16 protein-coding genes are annotated in these 15801 nt (G+C 33.7%); 7 read left to right on the top strand and 9 right to left on the bottom strand.

The features are described from left to right. Position 1 precedes the first annotated feature (1 nt). On the top strand, positions 2-1396 hold the full coding sequence (locus tag OLM54_RS12895; RefSeq protein WP_264535020.1) for an exopolysaccharide biosynthesis polyprenyl glycosylphosphotransferase: 1395 nt from the start codon (positions 2-4) through the stop codon (positions 1394-1396). Position 1397: 1 nt separating this feature from the next. Here the strand turns inward: OLM54_RS12895 and OLM54_RS12890 are convergent, their stop codons facing one another. Then, entirely contained in the window at positions 1398-2534 is a 1137-nt protein-coding gene (locus OLM54_RS12890; protein WP_264535019.1) for a DUF4105 domain-containing protein, read from the bottom strand. Between the two features lie 38 nt (positions 2535-2572). Next, positions 2573-3556: a PorV/PorQ family protein gene (locus OLM54_RS12885; protein ID WP_264538565.1), complete on the bottom strand. Its 984-nt coding sequence runs from the start codon at positions 3554-3556 to the stop codon at positions 2573-2575. Between the two features lie 272 nt (positions 3557-3828). Between OLM54_RS12885 and OLM54_RS12880 the strand changes: the two genes are divergently transcribed. Both OLM54_RS12880 and OLM54_RS12875 read left to right on the top strand, forming a co-directional pair. Next, complete coding sequence (locus OLM54_RS12880) at positions 3829-4539, top strand: CDP-alcohol phosphatidyltransferase family protein (RefSeq protein WP_264535018.1); 711 nt, start codon at positions 3829-3831, stop codon at positions 4537-4539. A gap of 10 nt (positions 4540-4549) precedes the next feature. Then, positions 4550-5407 (top strand): glycoside hydrolase family 25 protein, encoded by an 858-nt coding sequence (locus OLM54_RS12875; protein WP_264535017.1) that lies wholly within the window; start codon positions 4550-4552, stop codon positions 5405-5407. A gap of 124 nt (positions 5408-5531) precedes the next feature. Here OLM54_RS12875 and OLM54_RS12870 read toward each other — a convergent pair whose 3' ends face one another. The 5 genes from OLM54_RS12870 to OLM54_RS12850 form a co-directional block, all read right to left on the bottom strand. Continuing rightward, entirely contained in the window at positions 5532-5753 is a 222-nt protein-coding gene (locus OLM54_RS12870) for a DUF5808 domain-containing protein (protein ID WP_264535016.1), read from the bottom strand. Positions 5754-5835: 82 nt separating this feature from the next. After that, entirely contained in the window at positions 5836-6576 is a 741-nt protein-coding gene (lptB, locus tag OLM54_RS12865) for an LPS export ABC transporter ATP-binding protein (RefSeq protein WP_026982881.1), read from the bottom strand. A gap of 85 nt (positions 6577-6661) precedes the next feature. Beyond that, entirely contained in the window at positions 6662-7015 is a 354-nt protein-coding gene (locus OLM54_RS12860; RefSeq protein ID WP_089055264.1) for a carboxymuconolactone decarboxylase family protein, read from the bottom strand. Further along, complete coding sequence (gene tatC, locus OLM54_RS12855) at positions 7008-7823, bottom strand: twin-arginine translocase subunit TatC (RefSeq protein ID WP_264535015.1); 816 nt, start codon at positions 7821-7823, stop codon at positions 7008-7010. Before tatC ends, OLM54_RS12860 begins: the two co-directional genes overlap by 8 nt. Then, positions 7823-8788 (bottom strand): KpsF/GutQ family sugar-phosphate isomerase, encoded by a 966-nt coding sequence (locus OLM54_RS12850; RefSeq protein ID WP_264535014.1) that lies wholly within the window; start codon positions 8786-8788, stop codon positions 7823-7825. Before OLM54_RS12850 ends, tatC begins: the two co-directional genes overlap by 1 nt. Before the next feature lie 87 nt (positions 8789-8875). Here OLM54_RS12850 and recQ point away from each other — a divergent pair, with 87 nt between their 5' ends. Then, a complete protein-coding gene (gene recQ / locus OLM54_RS12845; protein ID WP_264535013.1) occupies positions 8876-11071 on the top strand; it encodes a DNA helicase RecQ in 2196 nt (731 codons plus the stop codon). 101 nt (positions 11072-11172) lie between these two features. Here the strand turns inward: recQ and OLM54_RS12840 are convergent, their stop codons facing one another. Next, positions 11173-11415, bottom strand: a complete 243-nt coding sequence (locus OLM54_RS12840) for a hypothetical protein (RefSeq protein WP_264535012.1) — start codon at positions 11413-11415, stop codon at positions 11173-11175. Positions 11416-11563: 148 nt separating this feature from the next. Here OLM54_RS12840 and OLM54_RS12835 point away from each other — a divergent pair, with 148 nt between their 5' ends. The 3 genes from OLM54_RS12835 to OLM54_RS12825 all read left to right on the top strand — a co-directional run bounded on the left by OLM54_RS12835 (position 11564) and on the right by OLM54_RS12825 (position 14662). Next, positions 11564-11815 (top strand): hypothetical protein, encoded by a 252-nt coding sequence (locus OLM54_RS12835; RefSeq protein ID WP_264535011.1) that lies wholly within the window; start codon positions 11564-11566, stop codon positions 11813-11815. Positions 11816-11940: 125 nt separating this feature from the next. Next, positions 11941-13500 carry an NAD(P)/FAD-dependent oxidoreductase gene (locus OLM54_RS12830; RefSeq protein ID WP_264535010.1) on the top strand — a complete coding sequence of 520 codons (1560 nt, stop codon included), beginning with the start codon at positions 11941-11943 and terminating at the stop codon, positions 13498-13500. A gap of 73 nt (positions 13501-13573) precedes the next feature. Then, a complete protein-coding gene (locus OLM54_RS12825) occupies positions 13574-14662 on the top strand; it encodes a hypothetical protein (RefSeq protein ID WP_264535009.1) in 1089 nt (362 codons plus the stop codon). A 174-nt stretch (positions 14663-14836) separates the two neighbouring features. Here the strand turns inward: OLM54_RS12825 and OLM54_RS12820 are convergent, their stop codons facing one another. Then, a complete protein-coding gene (locus OLM54_RS12820; protein WP_264535008.1) occupies positions 14837-15796 on the bottom strand; it encodes a quinone oxidoreductase family protein in 960 nt (319 codons plus the stop codon). Positions 15797-15801: the final 5 nt, after the last annotated feature.

Raw genomic sequence — 15801 nt, 5'->3', positions numbered from 1 at the left:
AATGTTTACAAAAAAGAAAATTCATTTCGAGATATCGGAAAGGAAGGTATTGCTGCATATTTTTGATGCATTTTTCGTTCTCTTCGCATTATATCTCCTAAACCTGCTCTTCAATTTTCAGTATTTTCAATTTTCAATTGCAAATTATTACTGGGAAATTGTACTGATCGCCTATGTCTACATGTTCGGATCCATTTTTGAAATGTATAATCTGCAAGTAGCGAGTAATCAATTTCAAATTCTTAAAAGCACTGTTTTTACCGCAACAACGACCGTATCGGTTTATCTTTTAACACCCGTTTTATCGCCTGAATTACCAAAAAACAGACTTGCAATAATCATATTTTATTTTGCTGTTTTGTTTGCCTTGTTATCCTGGAGATACATTTATGTTTATTTTTTGGCTTCTCACCGTTTTGTGCAAAATGTCGTTTTAATATGCGGTCAAAATCAGGTTGAAGAACTTGTTTTAGGACTTGAAAATGTAGATCCGCATTATAAAATAATCGGTTTTGTAAATTCAGATTCTGTTTGCGAAAGAGATTTGGATTTTCATTATGTAAAAGAAGTCAAAAAGGAAAATCTCGAAGATTTTGTAATTAAAAATGATGTTGCCGAAATTGTAATTGCTTCTCAAACAGCAGAAGGAATTACAGCAGATTTATACCAGCAATTACTGCATTTACTTCAGTCGGGAAACATTATTCGTGAATATACACAAGTATACGAGAGCAAAACGCAGCGTATTCCGGTGCAATATATTGCCAGGGATTTTTATCGTTTTTTCCCTTTTAGCCGTAGTAATAATAATAAATTGTATTTGCTTTTAGGTCGAATGCTGGAATTCTTTTTCTCCTCTTTAGGTTTATTAATGTGTATGTTCCTGATCCCGTTTATATCTATTGCCAATTTTTTCGGAAACAAAGGAAAATTATTTTACACACAAGAACGAGTAGGTAAAAACGGAAATGTTTTTAAAATCTATAAATTCAGGACAATGGTTGAAAACTCCGAAGTAAACGGAGCCGTTTTTGCAACTTCTTCTGATAAACGTATCACACCTTTTGGAAAGTTTATGCGTAAATCAAGAATCGACGAACTTCCGCAATTTTTCAATGTTTTAATAGGAGATATGGCTGTAATTGGCCCAAGACCCGAACGACCGTTTTTTGTTACTGAAATTGCCCAAATAATGCCGTTTTATGAAACAAGGCACGTTATAAAACCAGGATTAACCGGTTGGGCACAAGTAAATTACTCTTATGGAGAATCTATAGAAGAAAGTTTGATAAAATTGCAATACGATTTATATTACATCAAACACCGAAGCATATTTCTGGATTTGAGTATTACTTTTAAAACAATAACAACAATTGTTTTTTATCGCGGACAATAGTTTAAATAATAATAGGAATACGTTTTTTATTGCGTATTGCAACTCTTACCAAAACAAAACCGCTTGTAATTATCATTGGTAAAACAATTATAAAATGGGCTTTATTGATCATGAAAATGCTGTAGATGATCAGAAAAATTAAATGTAAAACAGCAAATCGATAAGTCCATCTTTTGTTTTTTACAATAGAGAAAAAGATCAAAATCAGCAAAAGCGGACTAAATAAAAGCACATTGTAGTTCATTGATAATTCCTGATGAGAAGAATAAAATCCAACAGAAACAAAAAAGATTCCCATTAAAGATAAAATCAAAAGGTAAATTTTGTCAACGGTTTTATGGTGTGCCAGAACAACAAAGGCAAGAATGATGAGGTAAGAATAAATATTATTCCACCATGAAGCCGGTGTTTCTTTTTCAAAAAGAACAAGTGTTTTTGTTTTGGCGGCTAAAGGTTTATTTTGAAAATTTATTTTTTCTAAGCTATTTTTCAATTCAAAAGGCAAAAATATTCTGGTTCCTAATTGATCTACTTTTGTACCGAAAATAATGCTGGTTCCTAGTTTTTCGTAAAAATGGCCATCAAAATACGGATATAAAATAGATCGGTATGTAATATCTGTATCGCCTTTTTTTACAATTACATTTTCATTTAAAGTGTTATTGATAATGTCAACAACCATCGAAGTACAATTTTTATCGATAAATTTATATGTATAATAGCGATCTTCAGAAAGTAAAGTAGCATTTAATTTATCAAAAAGCTTTTGTTTTAAATCTTGCGGAATAAGCAATTCCTGTTCAAAAACGCTTCTTTTTTCAGTATTATATTCTTCTATAAATTCCGGAAATGAATGCGTAATTACAAAATACTGTAAATCTCCTTTGGTAAATTTTGCAACGAAATTTGGAGTTCTAAAATCAAAAGCACCATAATTATAAACAACATCTATATTGTTTGCCGGATCAGAAACCCGAATCGCCGTATGTCCAAAATACGAATAGGTTTCGTTGCCCAAACCACAAGTAAGAACACTGATTTTTGCGTCTTTTGACAAAGGTAAACTTTGGCAGAAACCAATAGAGAAACTTAGTAATACTAATAAATTAAAAAGTGTTTTAAAATTTACTTTTTTCATGATTAAAAATTTTAAGAAGTTTGATGGTTTTCTAATTATTATCTAAAGATACCTAAATCTACTTTCAAAGAAAAAATATTCGAATACAAAGCAGTACTTTGGTTTCCTAAATCGGTTAAGGCATAATCTACCTGAATGCCTTTGTACTTGAAACCCAAACCAATATTGGGTTGAAAATTTATTTTTTCAGTATTGTCCAGTTGCGTTACATTTTGAAAATTTCCTGCACCGGCCCTTAAAAAAACCAAATCAGTATATCCAAATTCAAAACCCACCGCAGGATCAATACTCACTACTTTTGATGAAATAATATCGTTTGTCTGCTCAAAACGCATATTTAAATTTGTAGCAACCAAAAGACTGTAATCATTATGAAATTCTATCTTTTTTGAAACTCCCAATTGTGCTTTTGGTAAAGTGATTTCAGTACTTTCAGGCAATTCACTGTTTTCTCCCGGAATTGCATTGGCGATTTTCGCATACTCCTCCTCATCAATATTCCAAACATTATAAGTCGTTGTAATATCACGAAGCATCAAACCAAATTTCCAGTCATTTTTTTCAAACTGCAATCCAAAATCAAAACCAAAACCCCATGAATTAGCAAATTTTCCAATAACACGACGAATGATTTTTGCATTTACACCATATTGAAAACCTTCAACAGGCAATTTTCTGGCGTATGAAAATGTAAAGCCATAATCAGCTGTCGAGAATAAACTAATTCTGTTGTAATCAATATTTCCCTGACTGTCAATTAACTCAGTTGTATTTAGGATGTCATCAACACCAAAACGGATCATCGAAATTCCCCAGGCACTTCTGTCATCAATTGGGCTTGCGTAACCAATATAATCGTATTGCGCAATATTCGCAAAATAATTGGCATGCATCAATGAAATCTGATGATCTTCAAGATGCGTTAAACCCGCCGGATTCCAATAAACAGAATTTACATCTTCTGTAGAAGCAACTACAGCACTCGACATTCCTAATGCCGCCGCATCTACACCAATATTCATAAACTCATTCGAATATTTTCGAACAGTTTGTGCATATTGCATACAACTCCAAAATAATAAAAGCCCAAAAAGTTTCTTCAACGGATATTTTTTTGCAAACCGAAGTCTGTTTTAATTTTCCTCAAAAATATAATATTTTACGCATCTAATTTCGTCCTTTTGATAAATATTGCAAAACAGAGAATTTGAAATAAAAAACTCTTGCGAAAACTCCCGTTTCATACACTTATTATGCTAAATTTGCGCTTACCATTATCAAATTTTATAAAAAGATGAATATCAAAAAACACATTCCAAACTTAATTACGTTAATTAATCTTTTTTGTGGTTGTATTGCCGTTGTTTTTGTTTCTGAAGCCAATTATGAAATGGCTTTTTACTTCGTTTGTTTAGGAATCTTTTTTGATTTTTTTGATGGTTTTTTCGCCAGAATATTTAAAGTTTCAAGTCCGCTTGGCTTACAGCTGGATTCATTGGCAGATATGGTAACCAGCGGAGTTGTTCCGGGTTATGTAATGTTTACCATGTTTACCAACAGCGCACATGAATTAGGAACAAATCCTGCAATTCCGTTTTTAGGATTTATCGTAACTTTAGGTTCTTGTTATAGATTGGCAAATTTTAATATCGATACACGCCAAACCGATTCTTTTATTGGTTTGCCAACTCCTGCAAATGCACTTTTTATCCTGAGTTTACCTTTAGTTTTAAAGTTTTCAGATTCATTAATAATACTGGAAATTTTAACCAATCAGTGGGTTTTATTAGCAATTACTTTATGCAGTGCTTATATTCTAAATGCTGAAATCCCGTTGTTTGCTTTAAAAATTAAAAAGTTTACGGTAAAGGATAATGTCCTTCAAATAGTATTTTTAGTGATCTCTTTGCTATTAGTAGTAACGCTTCATTACATCTCGATTCCTTTAATTATCATTTTTTATGTGTTATTATCGGTAGTTAATAATTTATTTTTGAAAAAGTAGTTTTATTTGAATGGCAAGAAAAACGACTTACCGAAAAAATTCTTATTCTAAAGCAAAACCCAAAAGATCTGTTTTTAGCAGAGCCATCCGCTTTATTTTATATTCATGTTTAGTGCTGATTTTTTTAGGCACGATTTATCATTATCGTGCAGGATTAGCTTTCTATCTTGGTTTTAAATCCGGTAAAGTTTTAGAAGAAGATGAAGTAGACAAACACCTTTCTGACGTTCGAAATATTCAGGTTTTAGAAAATCACAAAGGAAAAGTGATTGGTATTGACGTATCTGAATTTCAGGGAGAAGTGGAGTGGGATGAAGTTGAAATTTTAGAAGAAAAATATCCTGTACAATTTGTTTTTATTCGTGCAACTGCCGGAAACGACAGAGTTGATAAACAATTTCAGAAGAATTGGGACGGAGCCAAAGAAAATAAAATAATGCGTGGTGCTTACCATTATTATCGACCAAATGAAAATTCTATAGAACAGGCAAATCTGTTCATCAAAACCGTAAAATTACAAAAAGGCGATTTGCCGCCCGTTTTAGATATTGAAAGATTACCCAAAAATCAATCTTTAGACAGTTTAAAAGTGGGATTGAAACGCTGGCTGAATAAAGTAGAAAAACATTATCAGGTTCGTCCGATAATTTATACCGGAGAACGTTATTACAGTGATTTTCTAAAAGAAGAATTCAGTGAATATTTGTTTTGGATCGCCAATTATAATTTTTACAGAGAAAAGATTGAAGACGATTGGCTTTTTTGGCAATTTACAGAAAAAGCATCTTTACCGGGAATAAATCATCGTGTTGATGTAAATATCTACAATGGAGATCTGGAGCAATTGCAGTTTATAACTGTTGAATAGGTTTCAGTTTTTCAGTCTCAGTTTTTCAGTCTCAGTTTACAGTGTTCAGTCGCGGTTTTCAGTATTCAGTCTCAGTTTACAGTCTCAGTGAAAACTGAATACTGCGACTGCGAGTGTAAACTTTTTATTTAAGCTGTGTAAGCGTGTACATGAAAAATAGAAAAGCAACAGTAATAAGAATCGCTAATGGATTTCCAAAATTAATGGTGAAACCAGCCCACTTTAATTTCTTAGGAACAAACATTCTTTTGTCTGCCTTATTATAATAAAACATACCCAAATGCCAATTATTTGGATCATTGTGCCAATTGTTATAATCTTCCTGCGTTGGTTTTTGTGGTGTCATTTTTTTTAGTTTACAGTTGCAGTTTACAGTCTCAGTATTCAGTTTTTACTGCGACTGAAAACTGCGACTGTATACTTTTTTACTAGAATTCAAGTTTCTTTTTACGTAATTCGAAGTTTTGTCCAAGATAAACGCGGCGAACCATTTCATCTTCAACCAATTCTTCCGGAATTCCGGCTTTCAAAATTCCACCTTCAAACATTAAGTATGTTTTATCTGTAATGGCTAAAGTTTCCTGAACGTTGTGATCGGTAATTAGAATTCCGATGTTTTTATTTTTTAGCTGCGCTACAATTCTCTGAATATCTTCAACCGCAACAGGGTCAACTCCCGCAAACGGTTCATCCAAAAGTATAAATTTTGGATCTGTTGCCAAAGCACGTGCAATTTCTGTACGACGGCGTTCACCTCCCGAAAGTAAATCACCTCGGTTGGTACGAATATGTTCTAAACTAAATTCTTCGATCAGGCTTTCCATTTTTGCAATTTGTTCTTCTTTCGAAAGTTTAGTCAATTGCAAAACGCTTAGGATATTGTCTTCAATACTTAATTTTCTAAAAACCGAAGCTTCCTGCGCTAAATAACCAATTCCTTGCTGAGCTCGTTTGTACATCGGATAATCAGTAATATTCAAATCGTCAAGATAAATATTTCCCTGATTTGGTTTTACCAATCCTACGATCATATAAAAAGAAGTTGTTTTTCCGGCGCCATTTGGTCCCAAAAGACCTACAATTTCCCCTTGATTTACTTCAACAGAAATTCCTTTTACAACACTGCGTCCTTTATAGGTTTTGATTAAATTATCGGCTCTTAATTTCATTTTTTTGGTTTAATCGTTAAACGTTTAATCGTTTAGTCGCCACAAATTAACGAATAAACGATTCAACAAATAAACGTATTAACAATTATTTAGTTTCAGCTTCTTCAAGAGCTTCCCAAAATTCGTACGCTCTTCTTAAATGTGGAATTACGATTGTTCCTCCAACCAAAGTTGCGATTCCCATAGCTTCCATCATTTCTTCTTTCGTAACGCCTTCTTTATGGCTTGTTTCCAAGTGATATTTTACACAATCATCACAACGTAAAACTGCCGAAGCCACTAATCCTAAAAGTTCTTTTGTTTTTACATCAAGAGCTCCGGGTGCATATGCGTTAGTATCAAGATTAAAAATTCGCTTCACAATTTTGTTATTGTCAGCCAATAATTTTTCGTTCATTTTAGAACGATAGTCGTTAAATTCTTGTATAATATCAGACATTTTGTTTCAATTTATTTCTATAAACAATCCTTGAGATTAAGATACTCACTTCGTAGATAATTAACATTGGTATTGCTACAATAGTTTGGCTTACTACATCTGGAGGAGTTACAATTGCTGCGATAATTAAAATAATTACAACGGCATATTTCCAGTACTTTCTTAAAAAAACAGGAGTTACAAGTCCTAATTTGGTTAAGAAATAAATAATAATAGGTAATTCAAAAAATAATCCACTGGCAAGAATACTGGTTTTTACCATTCCCATATAAGATTCTAATGTAAATTGATTTTTTACAACATCACTCACAGAGAAAGTGGCAACGAAATTTACAGACATCGGAATCACAATATAATAACCGAATAAAACTCCCAGGAAGAATAAAAGGGAAGACGTAAAAATAAATACTTTTGCATTTTTTCTTTCTTTCTCATAAAGTGCAGGGCTGATAAACTTCCAAAGTTCCCATAAAATATAAGGAAAGCTTAGAATAAATCCGGCTAAAAGACACATCCATACAAAAATATTGACCTGACCTTCCATCTCTGTATTCTGAATAATGAAATTCAGTTCCGTAATACAAATGCTATCGGCAAAACCTAATTGATGAGATAAGTCGCAAAACCAGACATAAGTAAAAAATGTAGGTCTTATTGGGCCTAAAATAATCTGATCAAACAAATAATCACTTATAAAATAAGTAACAAAAGCCATAATACATATCGCAATTGTACTTCTTACCAAAAGCCATCTTAATTCTTCAAGATGGTCTAAAAATGACATCTCGCCAAGGTTTTTCTTTGCCATTATACGATTCCTTCTTTTAAAATGTCATGTAAATGCAGTACGCCTTTATATTCACCATTATCAGCAACAATAAGCTGCGTTATCGAAAAATCTTCTAAAATATTTAAGGCATCAACAGCCATAGTTTCAGAAGATACTACTTTAGGATTTTTAGACATAATATCTTTTGCGGTTAAATCTGCAATTGTATCTACGTCATTTAGCATTCTTCGGATGTCTCCGTCAGTAATAATTCCGATAATTTTACCATTTTCAATAACGGCTGTTACGCCTAATCGTTTTTCAGATATTTCAAAAATAGCTTTTTTGATAGATGTATCCGGAGTCACTTGAGGTTTTAACGAATGTTCAATCATATCTTTTACGCGAAGCAGTAATTTTTTTCCTAAAGCACCACCCGGATGATAAACCGCAAAATCTTCAGGTTTAAAATCGCGCATTTCCATTAAACAAACCGCAAGAGCATCACCCATAACAAGTTGGGCTGTTGTACTGTTTGTTGGTGCAAGATTTATTGGGCAGGCTTCCATATCAACCGTGGTGTTCAAAACATAGTCTGAACCTTTGGCTAATGCCGAAGTTATATTTCCGGTAATGGCAATTAAGATATTTCCAAAACGTTTCAATAACGGAACAAGAACTTTTATTTCAGGACTGTTTCCGCTTTTTGAAATGCAAATAATGATGTCTTCTTTTTGTATCATTCCCAAGTCGCCATGAATGGCTTCTGAGGCATGCAGAAACATAGAAGGTGTTCCGGTTGAGTTAAAAGTAGCCACCATTTTTTGTGCAATAATGGCGCTTTTTCCGATGCCTGTAACGATCAATCGACCTTTGGTTTCGTAAATACGTTGGGTTGCTTCGAAGAAATTTTCATCAAGAAAATCAATTAGCTTTGTAATTGCTTCACTTTCAGAGAGTATTGTTTTTTTGGCGATTGCCAATATATTTTCTTTTGTGATCAAAACAGAATATTTAAAATTTGTATGTATAAAAGAAAGTTGTATCTTTATGTGTTGCAAATTTATACAAAATATCCATTAATATAAAGAATGAATTCAAACGAAATTGAAATACACAAGGAATTAAAGAAGTATTTCGGCTTTAGCCAATTTAAAGGCTTGCAGGAGCAAGTCATTACGAGTATCTTAGGTAAAAAGAATACTTTTGTAATTATGCCAACAGGCGGTGGAAAGTCTCTTTGTTATCAATTACCCGCTTTAATTCAGGATGGAACAGCAATTGTTGTTTCTCCTCTAATTGCTTTGATGAAAAATCAGGTTGATGCCATCAGAAGCCTTTCTTCAGAAAACGGAATTGCGCATGTGTTAAATTCCTCCCTTACCAAAACAGAAATTGCACAGGTTAAAAAAGATATTACATCTGGTTTAACAAAACTTTTATATGTCGCCCCTGAGTCCTTAACAAAAGAAGAATATGTAGCCTTTTTGCAAAGCGTGCCTATTTCATTTGTTGCTATTGATGAAGCACATTGTATATCAGAATGGGGACATGATTTTAGGCCTGAATACCGAAATCTTAAAAACATTATCAAACAATTAGGTCAGGTACCTATTATTGGACTTACAGCTACTGCAACCCCAAAAGTTCAGGAAGATATTCTAAAAAACCTGGACATGTCTGATGCAAATACCTTTAAAGCATCATTTAACAGACCCAATTTATACTACGAAGTTCGTACTAAAACAAAAAATATAGAATCGGATATTATTCGATTTATCAAACAGCACAAAGGCAAATCAGGAATTATTTACTGTTTAAGCCGTAAAAAAGTAGAGTCGATTGCCGAAGTTTTACAAGTTAACGGAATTAGCGCTGTGCCATATCACGCAGGTTTAGACGCAAAAACCCGCGCCAAACATCAGGATATGTTTTTGATGGAAGATGTAGATGTTGTTGTGGCAACAATCGCATTTGGAATGGGAATCGATAAACCCGATGTTCGTTTTGTGATTCATCATGATATTCCAAAATCACTCGAAAGTTATTATCAGGAAACCGGACGCGCCGGACGTGATGGAGGAGAAGGACATTGTCTGGCTTATTACTCGTATAAAGATGTAGAAAAGCTGGAGAAATTTATGTCAGGAAAACCGGTGGCAGAACAAGAAATTGGTTTTGCTCTTTTGCAGGAAGTTGTGGCTTACGCCGAAACCTCAATGTCACGCCGAAAATTTTTACTGCATTATTTTGGTGAAGAATTCGACAGCGAAACCGGAGAAGGTGCAGATATGGATGACAACGTTCGTAATCCTAAAAATAAAGTGGAAGCCAAAGAACAAGCCGTTAAATTATTGGAAATTGTTCGGGATACAAAACACATTTACAAATCAAAAGAAATTGTATTTACTTTAATAGGTCGTATAAATGCCGTAATTAAAGCACACAAAACAGATACGCAAACCTTTTTTGGCTCAGGTTCGGACCATGATGAAAAATACTGGATGGCTTTGCTTCGACAAGTTCTGGTCTCTGGTTATTTATCTAAAGATATAGAAACTTACGGTGTTGTAAAAATCACTAAAGAAGGCTTGAATTTTATTAAAAACCCAGTTTCATTTATGATGTCTGAAGATCATGAATATAATGAATCTGAAGATGAAGCAATCGTAACAGCCGCAAAATCATCCGGTACCGCCGATGAAGTTTTAATGGGAATGTTACGCGAACTACGCAAAAAAGTAGCCAAAAAATTGGGAGTTCCTCCGTTTGTAGTTTTTCAGGATCCTTCTCTTGAAGATATGGCTTTAAAATATCCGATTACTTTAACAGAATTATATAATATTCACGGAGTTGGTGAAGGAAAAGCCAAGAAATACGGCGGAGATTTCGTAACTCTTATTAATCGTTATGTCGAAGATAATGATATTATTCGTCCGGATGATTTAGTAGTAAAATCTACCGGAGTAAATTCTGCCAATAAGCTATATATCATTCAAAACATAGATCGAAAACTGCCATTAAGTGATATTGCATCTGCAAAAGGACTTACAATGGATGCTTTGATTAAAGAAATGGAGCAGATCGTTTATGCCGGCACCAAATTAAATATCAAATATTGGGTAGACGATTTACTTGACGACGATCAGCAAGAAGAAATTCACGACTATTTCATGGAATCAGAATCAGACAAAATCGAAGATGCACTTAAAGAATTCGACGGCGATTATGATATCGATGAATTACGCTTAATGCGAATTAAATTTATTAGTGAAGTAGCGAACTAAAAAGTTTACAGTCTCAGTTTACAGTTTGCAGTTTTTACTGAGACTGAAAACTGAGACTGCTACTAATACATCTCTCAGTGAGAACTGAATACTGCGACTGATTACTGATCACTATAAACTTCCCCACGATGCGGTTTCAAAGCATCACGTACGGGAATCATATTTTCATCGGTAACCACCATAAAAGCAATTGCCTGCATTTCGTTTATGATTTTAAAACCCGTAATATTCAACGGAAGTTTTTCTATGGTAATATATTCTTTCAGATGAATCTCGTGATGCTCTGCTGTTTTTGCAGAAGCCGGACCACGAAAATCCCAAATTAGTTTTATTTTTCTGGACATTTTTTTTAAAGGTTAATCCCGAAATTTCGGGAAAGAGTTGCAAAGGTACAAAGTCTATTTTGAAAATGGATTTTATAAAACCCAATAACGAATCAATCAATTGTATATATCGTATATATGGTATATTTTTGTTGAAAATTTATTTCAGATGAGAAAGTTAATAGACATAGACGAAAAAACTTTGACAAAGTTGAAAGTGATTTCAATATTTGAAAAAACGAGTGTGAAAGGATTGATAGAGAATGCAGTGCAAATGTATGTAAAAGAGAAACAATCAACCCAGTTTAACAACTTATCCGATGAAGAGAAAGAAGATTTAGGTTTGATGATGTTAATGCAGGAAGCAGAGAGGTCAGAACTGGTTTCAAGAGAAGAAATTATGAAAATCTTAGAATCTTGAAAGTTACATTTGGGAAATATAGATTAGGATTTTTTTTTGACGGAGAAGTCATAGAACTTACTAGATTTGCAAAACGCGAAGACATTTATAAGTTATTTCCATAAAATTTCAGAATCCAATAAAACATGCCAAAAGAACTTTTATTACAAGTTTCTCCCGATATAGCTGCAAACGAATTGTTGCTAAAAGATTATTTGTCTAAACAAATAAAAGTTTCGCCAAACGAAATTCAACATGTTTCTATTTTGAAACGTTCTATTGATGCGCGTCAAAAAGCGATAAAAATCAATTTGAAAGTTATTATTTATTTGCAAGGTGAACCTTTTCAGGAAACTAAAATTGGGCTACCTATATATAAGGATGTTTCATCGGCGCAGGAAGTTATTGTTGTCGGCGCTGGTCCGGCCGGACTTTTTGCGGCTTTGCAATTAATAGAATTAGGCTTAAAACCAATTGTTATCGAACGTGGAAAAGATGTTCGCGGACGTAGACGTGATTTAAAAGCAATCAATGTTGATCATTTGGTTAACGAAGATTCTAACTATTGTTTTGGCGAAGGCGGAGCAGGAACTTATTCTGATGGAAAATTATATACGCGTTCTAAAAAGCGTGGTGATGTAACCAGAATTTTGGAACTTTTGGTAGCTTTTGGAGCTTCTGAAGATATTTTGGTAGAAGCACATCCACATATCGGAACAAATAAATTACCAAAAATCATTGAAGATATTCGAAATAAAATCATCGAATTTGGAGGTCAGGTTTTATTTGACACTCGAGTAACGGATATTTTAGTAAAAAATAATGAAGTCGAAGGAATTGTAACACAAACCGGAGACAAGATTCTTGCCAATAAACTAATCTTAGCAACTGGGCATTCGGCGCGAGATATCTTTGAATTATTAGATAAAAAGAAAATATTTATAGAAGCAAAACCTTTTGCTTTAGGAGTTCGTGCAGAACATTCTCAACAATTAATCGATAGTATTCAGTATAGTTGTGATTATCGTGGTGAACATTTGCCACCGGCGCCATATTCAATCGTGAAGCAAGTTAATGGGCGAGGAATGTATTCGTTTTGTATGTGCCCGGGAGGGGTAATTGCGCCTTGCGCTACAAGTCCGGGCGAAGTGGTAACAAATGGCTGGTCGCCATCAAAAAGAGATCAGGTTACGGCAAATTCAGGAATTGTAATTGAATTAAAATTGGAAGATTTTAAACCCTTTGCAAAATTTGGTGCTTTAGCAGGAATGGAATTTCAAAAAAGTATCGAACAAAAAGCGTGGCATTTGGCTGGAGAAACTCAAAAAGTTCCGGCGCAGCGAATGGTTGATTTTACTCAGAATAAAGTTTCAGCAGATATTCCGAAAACGTCTTATGTTCCCGGAACAACTTCGGTTGAAATGGGGCAGGTTTTTCCTGGATTTTTATCGCAGATTTTACGCGAAGGTTTTAAAGAATTTGGAAAATCAATGCACGGTTATTTAACCAATGAAGCAATTTTGCATGCTCCGGAAAGCAGAACATCGTCTCCGGTTCGTATTCCCAGAGATCCAATAACGTATGAACATTTGCAGATAAAAGGTTTATATCCTTGCGGAGAAGGTGCAGGTTACGCAGGAGGAATTATCTCTGCTGCCATTGATGGAGAAAAATGTGCCTTAATGATTGCCGAAACTTTGAAATAACATATAAAATTGGTTTTTTATTTATTGGAATATCTTATATTTAGTATAAAAAATTATCCTTTAATATACGCCAATGAAAAACTTCTTTTCTAATCTATTCGGAAGAAATAATGACCCAAAATCCATTGTTTCTTTTGATGTCGTCGATTCTATATATGCTCATTTGTATCATACAGAAAGTCAATTTGAGTTTAAAATGAAAGGCATGCATAATGCTGTTTCTGTGAATTTGTTTACTTTTCCATCTTCATTTGATTATGAAGAAACCCAAAAAGAGATTGAGAAAAATGGTTTTAAAAACTCTTATGAAGTTTTAAATGAGCTTTATAAAAAGTTGAATATTGATCCCATTACCCAAGATAAAATAGAACAGGAATTAGAATTTGATTATCTGCATATTCAGTTTTATACAGAACCTCCAGCGCGAATAAAAAAAGACCTGAAACATGTTTTTCATAATTTCATTATCTTTTTTTGCTGTACAAATAGTTTAGAAACGAATGATTTTAGAATTCTATACAACAACAGTTATCTTTTTGATTATATAAAAGGAATTCTCGAAACTGAATATATTGATATAAATGAGCCTAAAAATGATATTCAGGAAATTGGTTTTAGAGAATTTAAAACTGTTTTGCAGGGAATTTGCCAATATGTAAATATTGAAATTCCGCAGGGAATTGAACTTCCATCACAAGAAAATTTATTGCTTGATGAAGAGGTTACGGTTGAATCTTTTGAAGAATTTATTAAGTTAGTTTCAAGAGGAAATGTCGACGAAATACTGGTTCAAAAACAATCTAAAAAGCTTTTTAAAGATTTTAAAAAAGAAACAAAAGAATACCATGCAAAAGTGGAAGGTCATTGGAACTTTTTTGAAGTTATAAATTGCTGGAACAGTGATTGGAAATTTGATCCGGAAGATGCTGAATATTTTATATCTGAAATGATTGGCGAAGATCTTAATTTCGAATATCCGGAAGAAACATATAGTCATGATTTGTTTCCATACATTCAATCGGCATTAGAAAAACATGATCTTGAATTAATGACGTATGATACGCAGGGCGATAATTATTTGTTTTTTGTTGCCAATAAAAATGACGTAGACCGAATTTTAGAATTATCTGAATTGACGAAAATTGAGGTTAATCAGTTGTAAATTGGGTTGAGTTTTATCGAAAAGAAAGTACGCGGATAAAACGGATTCGCTATGCGAAAACGCGGATAAGAACGGATTTTATATGCTCATTTATGTGATCCCTAGTTCCTCGGGATGATAAGATTACGGTGAAAACTGAGACTGAAAACTGTTTACCCACGCCCAGATTATTATTTACGGAATCAGAATAATTTTCCCTGTACTTTTTCTACTTTCCAGATAATCGTGTGCCAGTTTTCCTTCTGATAATTTGAAAGATGTTGGTGTTGAAAGCATAACTTTTCCTTCTATAATCCACTGAAATAATTGGTTGGCTCTTTTAATTCTTTCTTCTTTAGAGTTTAAATAACTCCATAAATCGCCGCCGGTTAAGGTTTTTGAACCATCCATTAACATTCTTGGATCTACAGGTGCAGGATCGCCGCCCGCCATTCCGAAGAAAACAACTTGCCCACATTCTTTTGTAACTTCAAAACTATCCATTAATGTACTTCCAATACTGTCGTAAACTACATCAACACCATTTGGGATTATTTTAAAAATGTCTGATTTCCAATCTTCATTATATAGAAAAACATGATCGGCACCTTGTTCAATGGCGACTTTTGCTTTGTCTGAAGATGAGGTTAAACCAATAACATTGGCTCCCAAAAGTTTGCTGATTTGGGTTAAAAACTGTCCAACTCCGCCTGCAACGGCATGAATTAAAACGGTTTCGCCCTTTATAGTTTTATGACTGTCAGTTGCTAAATAATGTGCTGTTAAACCCTGTAATAAAATAGATGCTGCGGTTTCAAAAGAAATGGCTTCGGGTAACGGAAGAACATGATTCGTGTTTACGGCAACCAATTCTGCATTTGCAAAAGGAACATCGGCAAAAGCCACACGATCGCCCACTTTATATTCAGGATGATTATTGGCGTCAATAACAATTCCTGCGCCTTCATAACCGGCAATAAAAGGCGGATTTCCTTTTAAATGATAGTTTCCTTTTCGTCTGTAAACATCGGCAAAATTTAAACCGATGGCTTTCATTTCGACTAAAATTTCATCGCTTTTCAATTCCGGATTAGGAATTTCTATATATTCTAAAACATCTGAATCTCCAAAAACAGAGAAGGTAAGTGCTTTCATTTTTT

The organism is Flavobacterium sp. N1736 (assembly GCF_025947065.1).
In the GTDB taxonomy this organism is placed as follows: Bacteria; Bacteroidota; Bacteroidia; order Flavobacteriales; family Flavobacteriaceae; genus Flavobacterium.
Note: the sequence above shows the minus strand (reverse complement) of the source record. Positions and strands in the feature narration are given on the sequence as shown.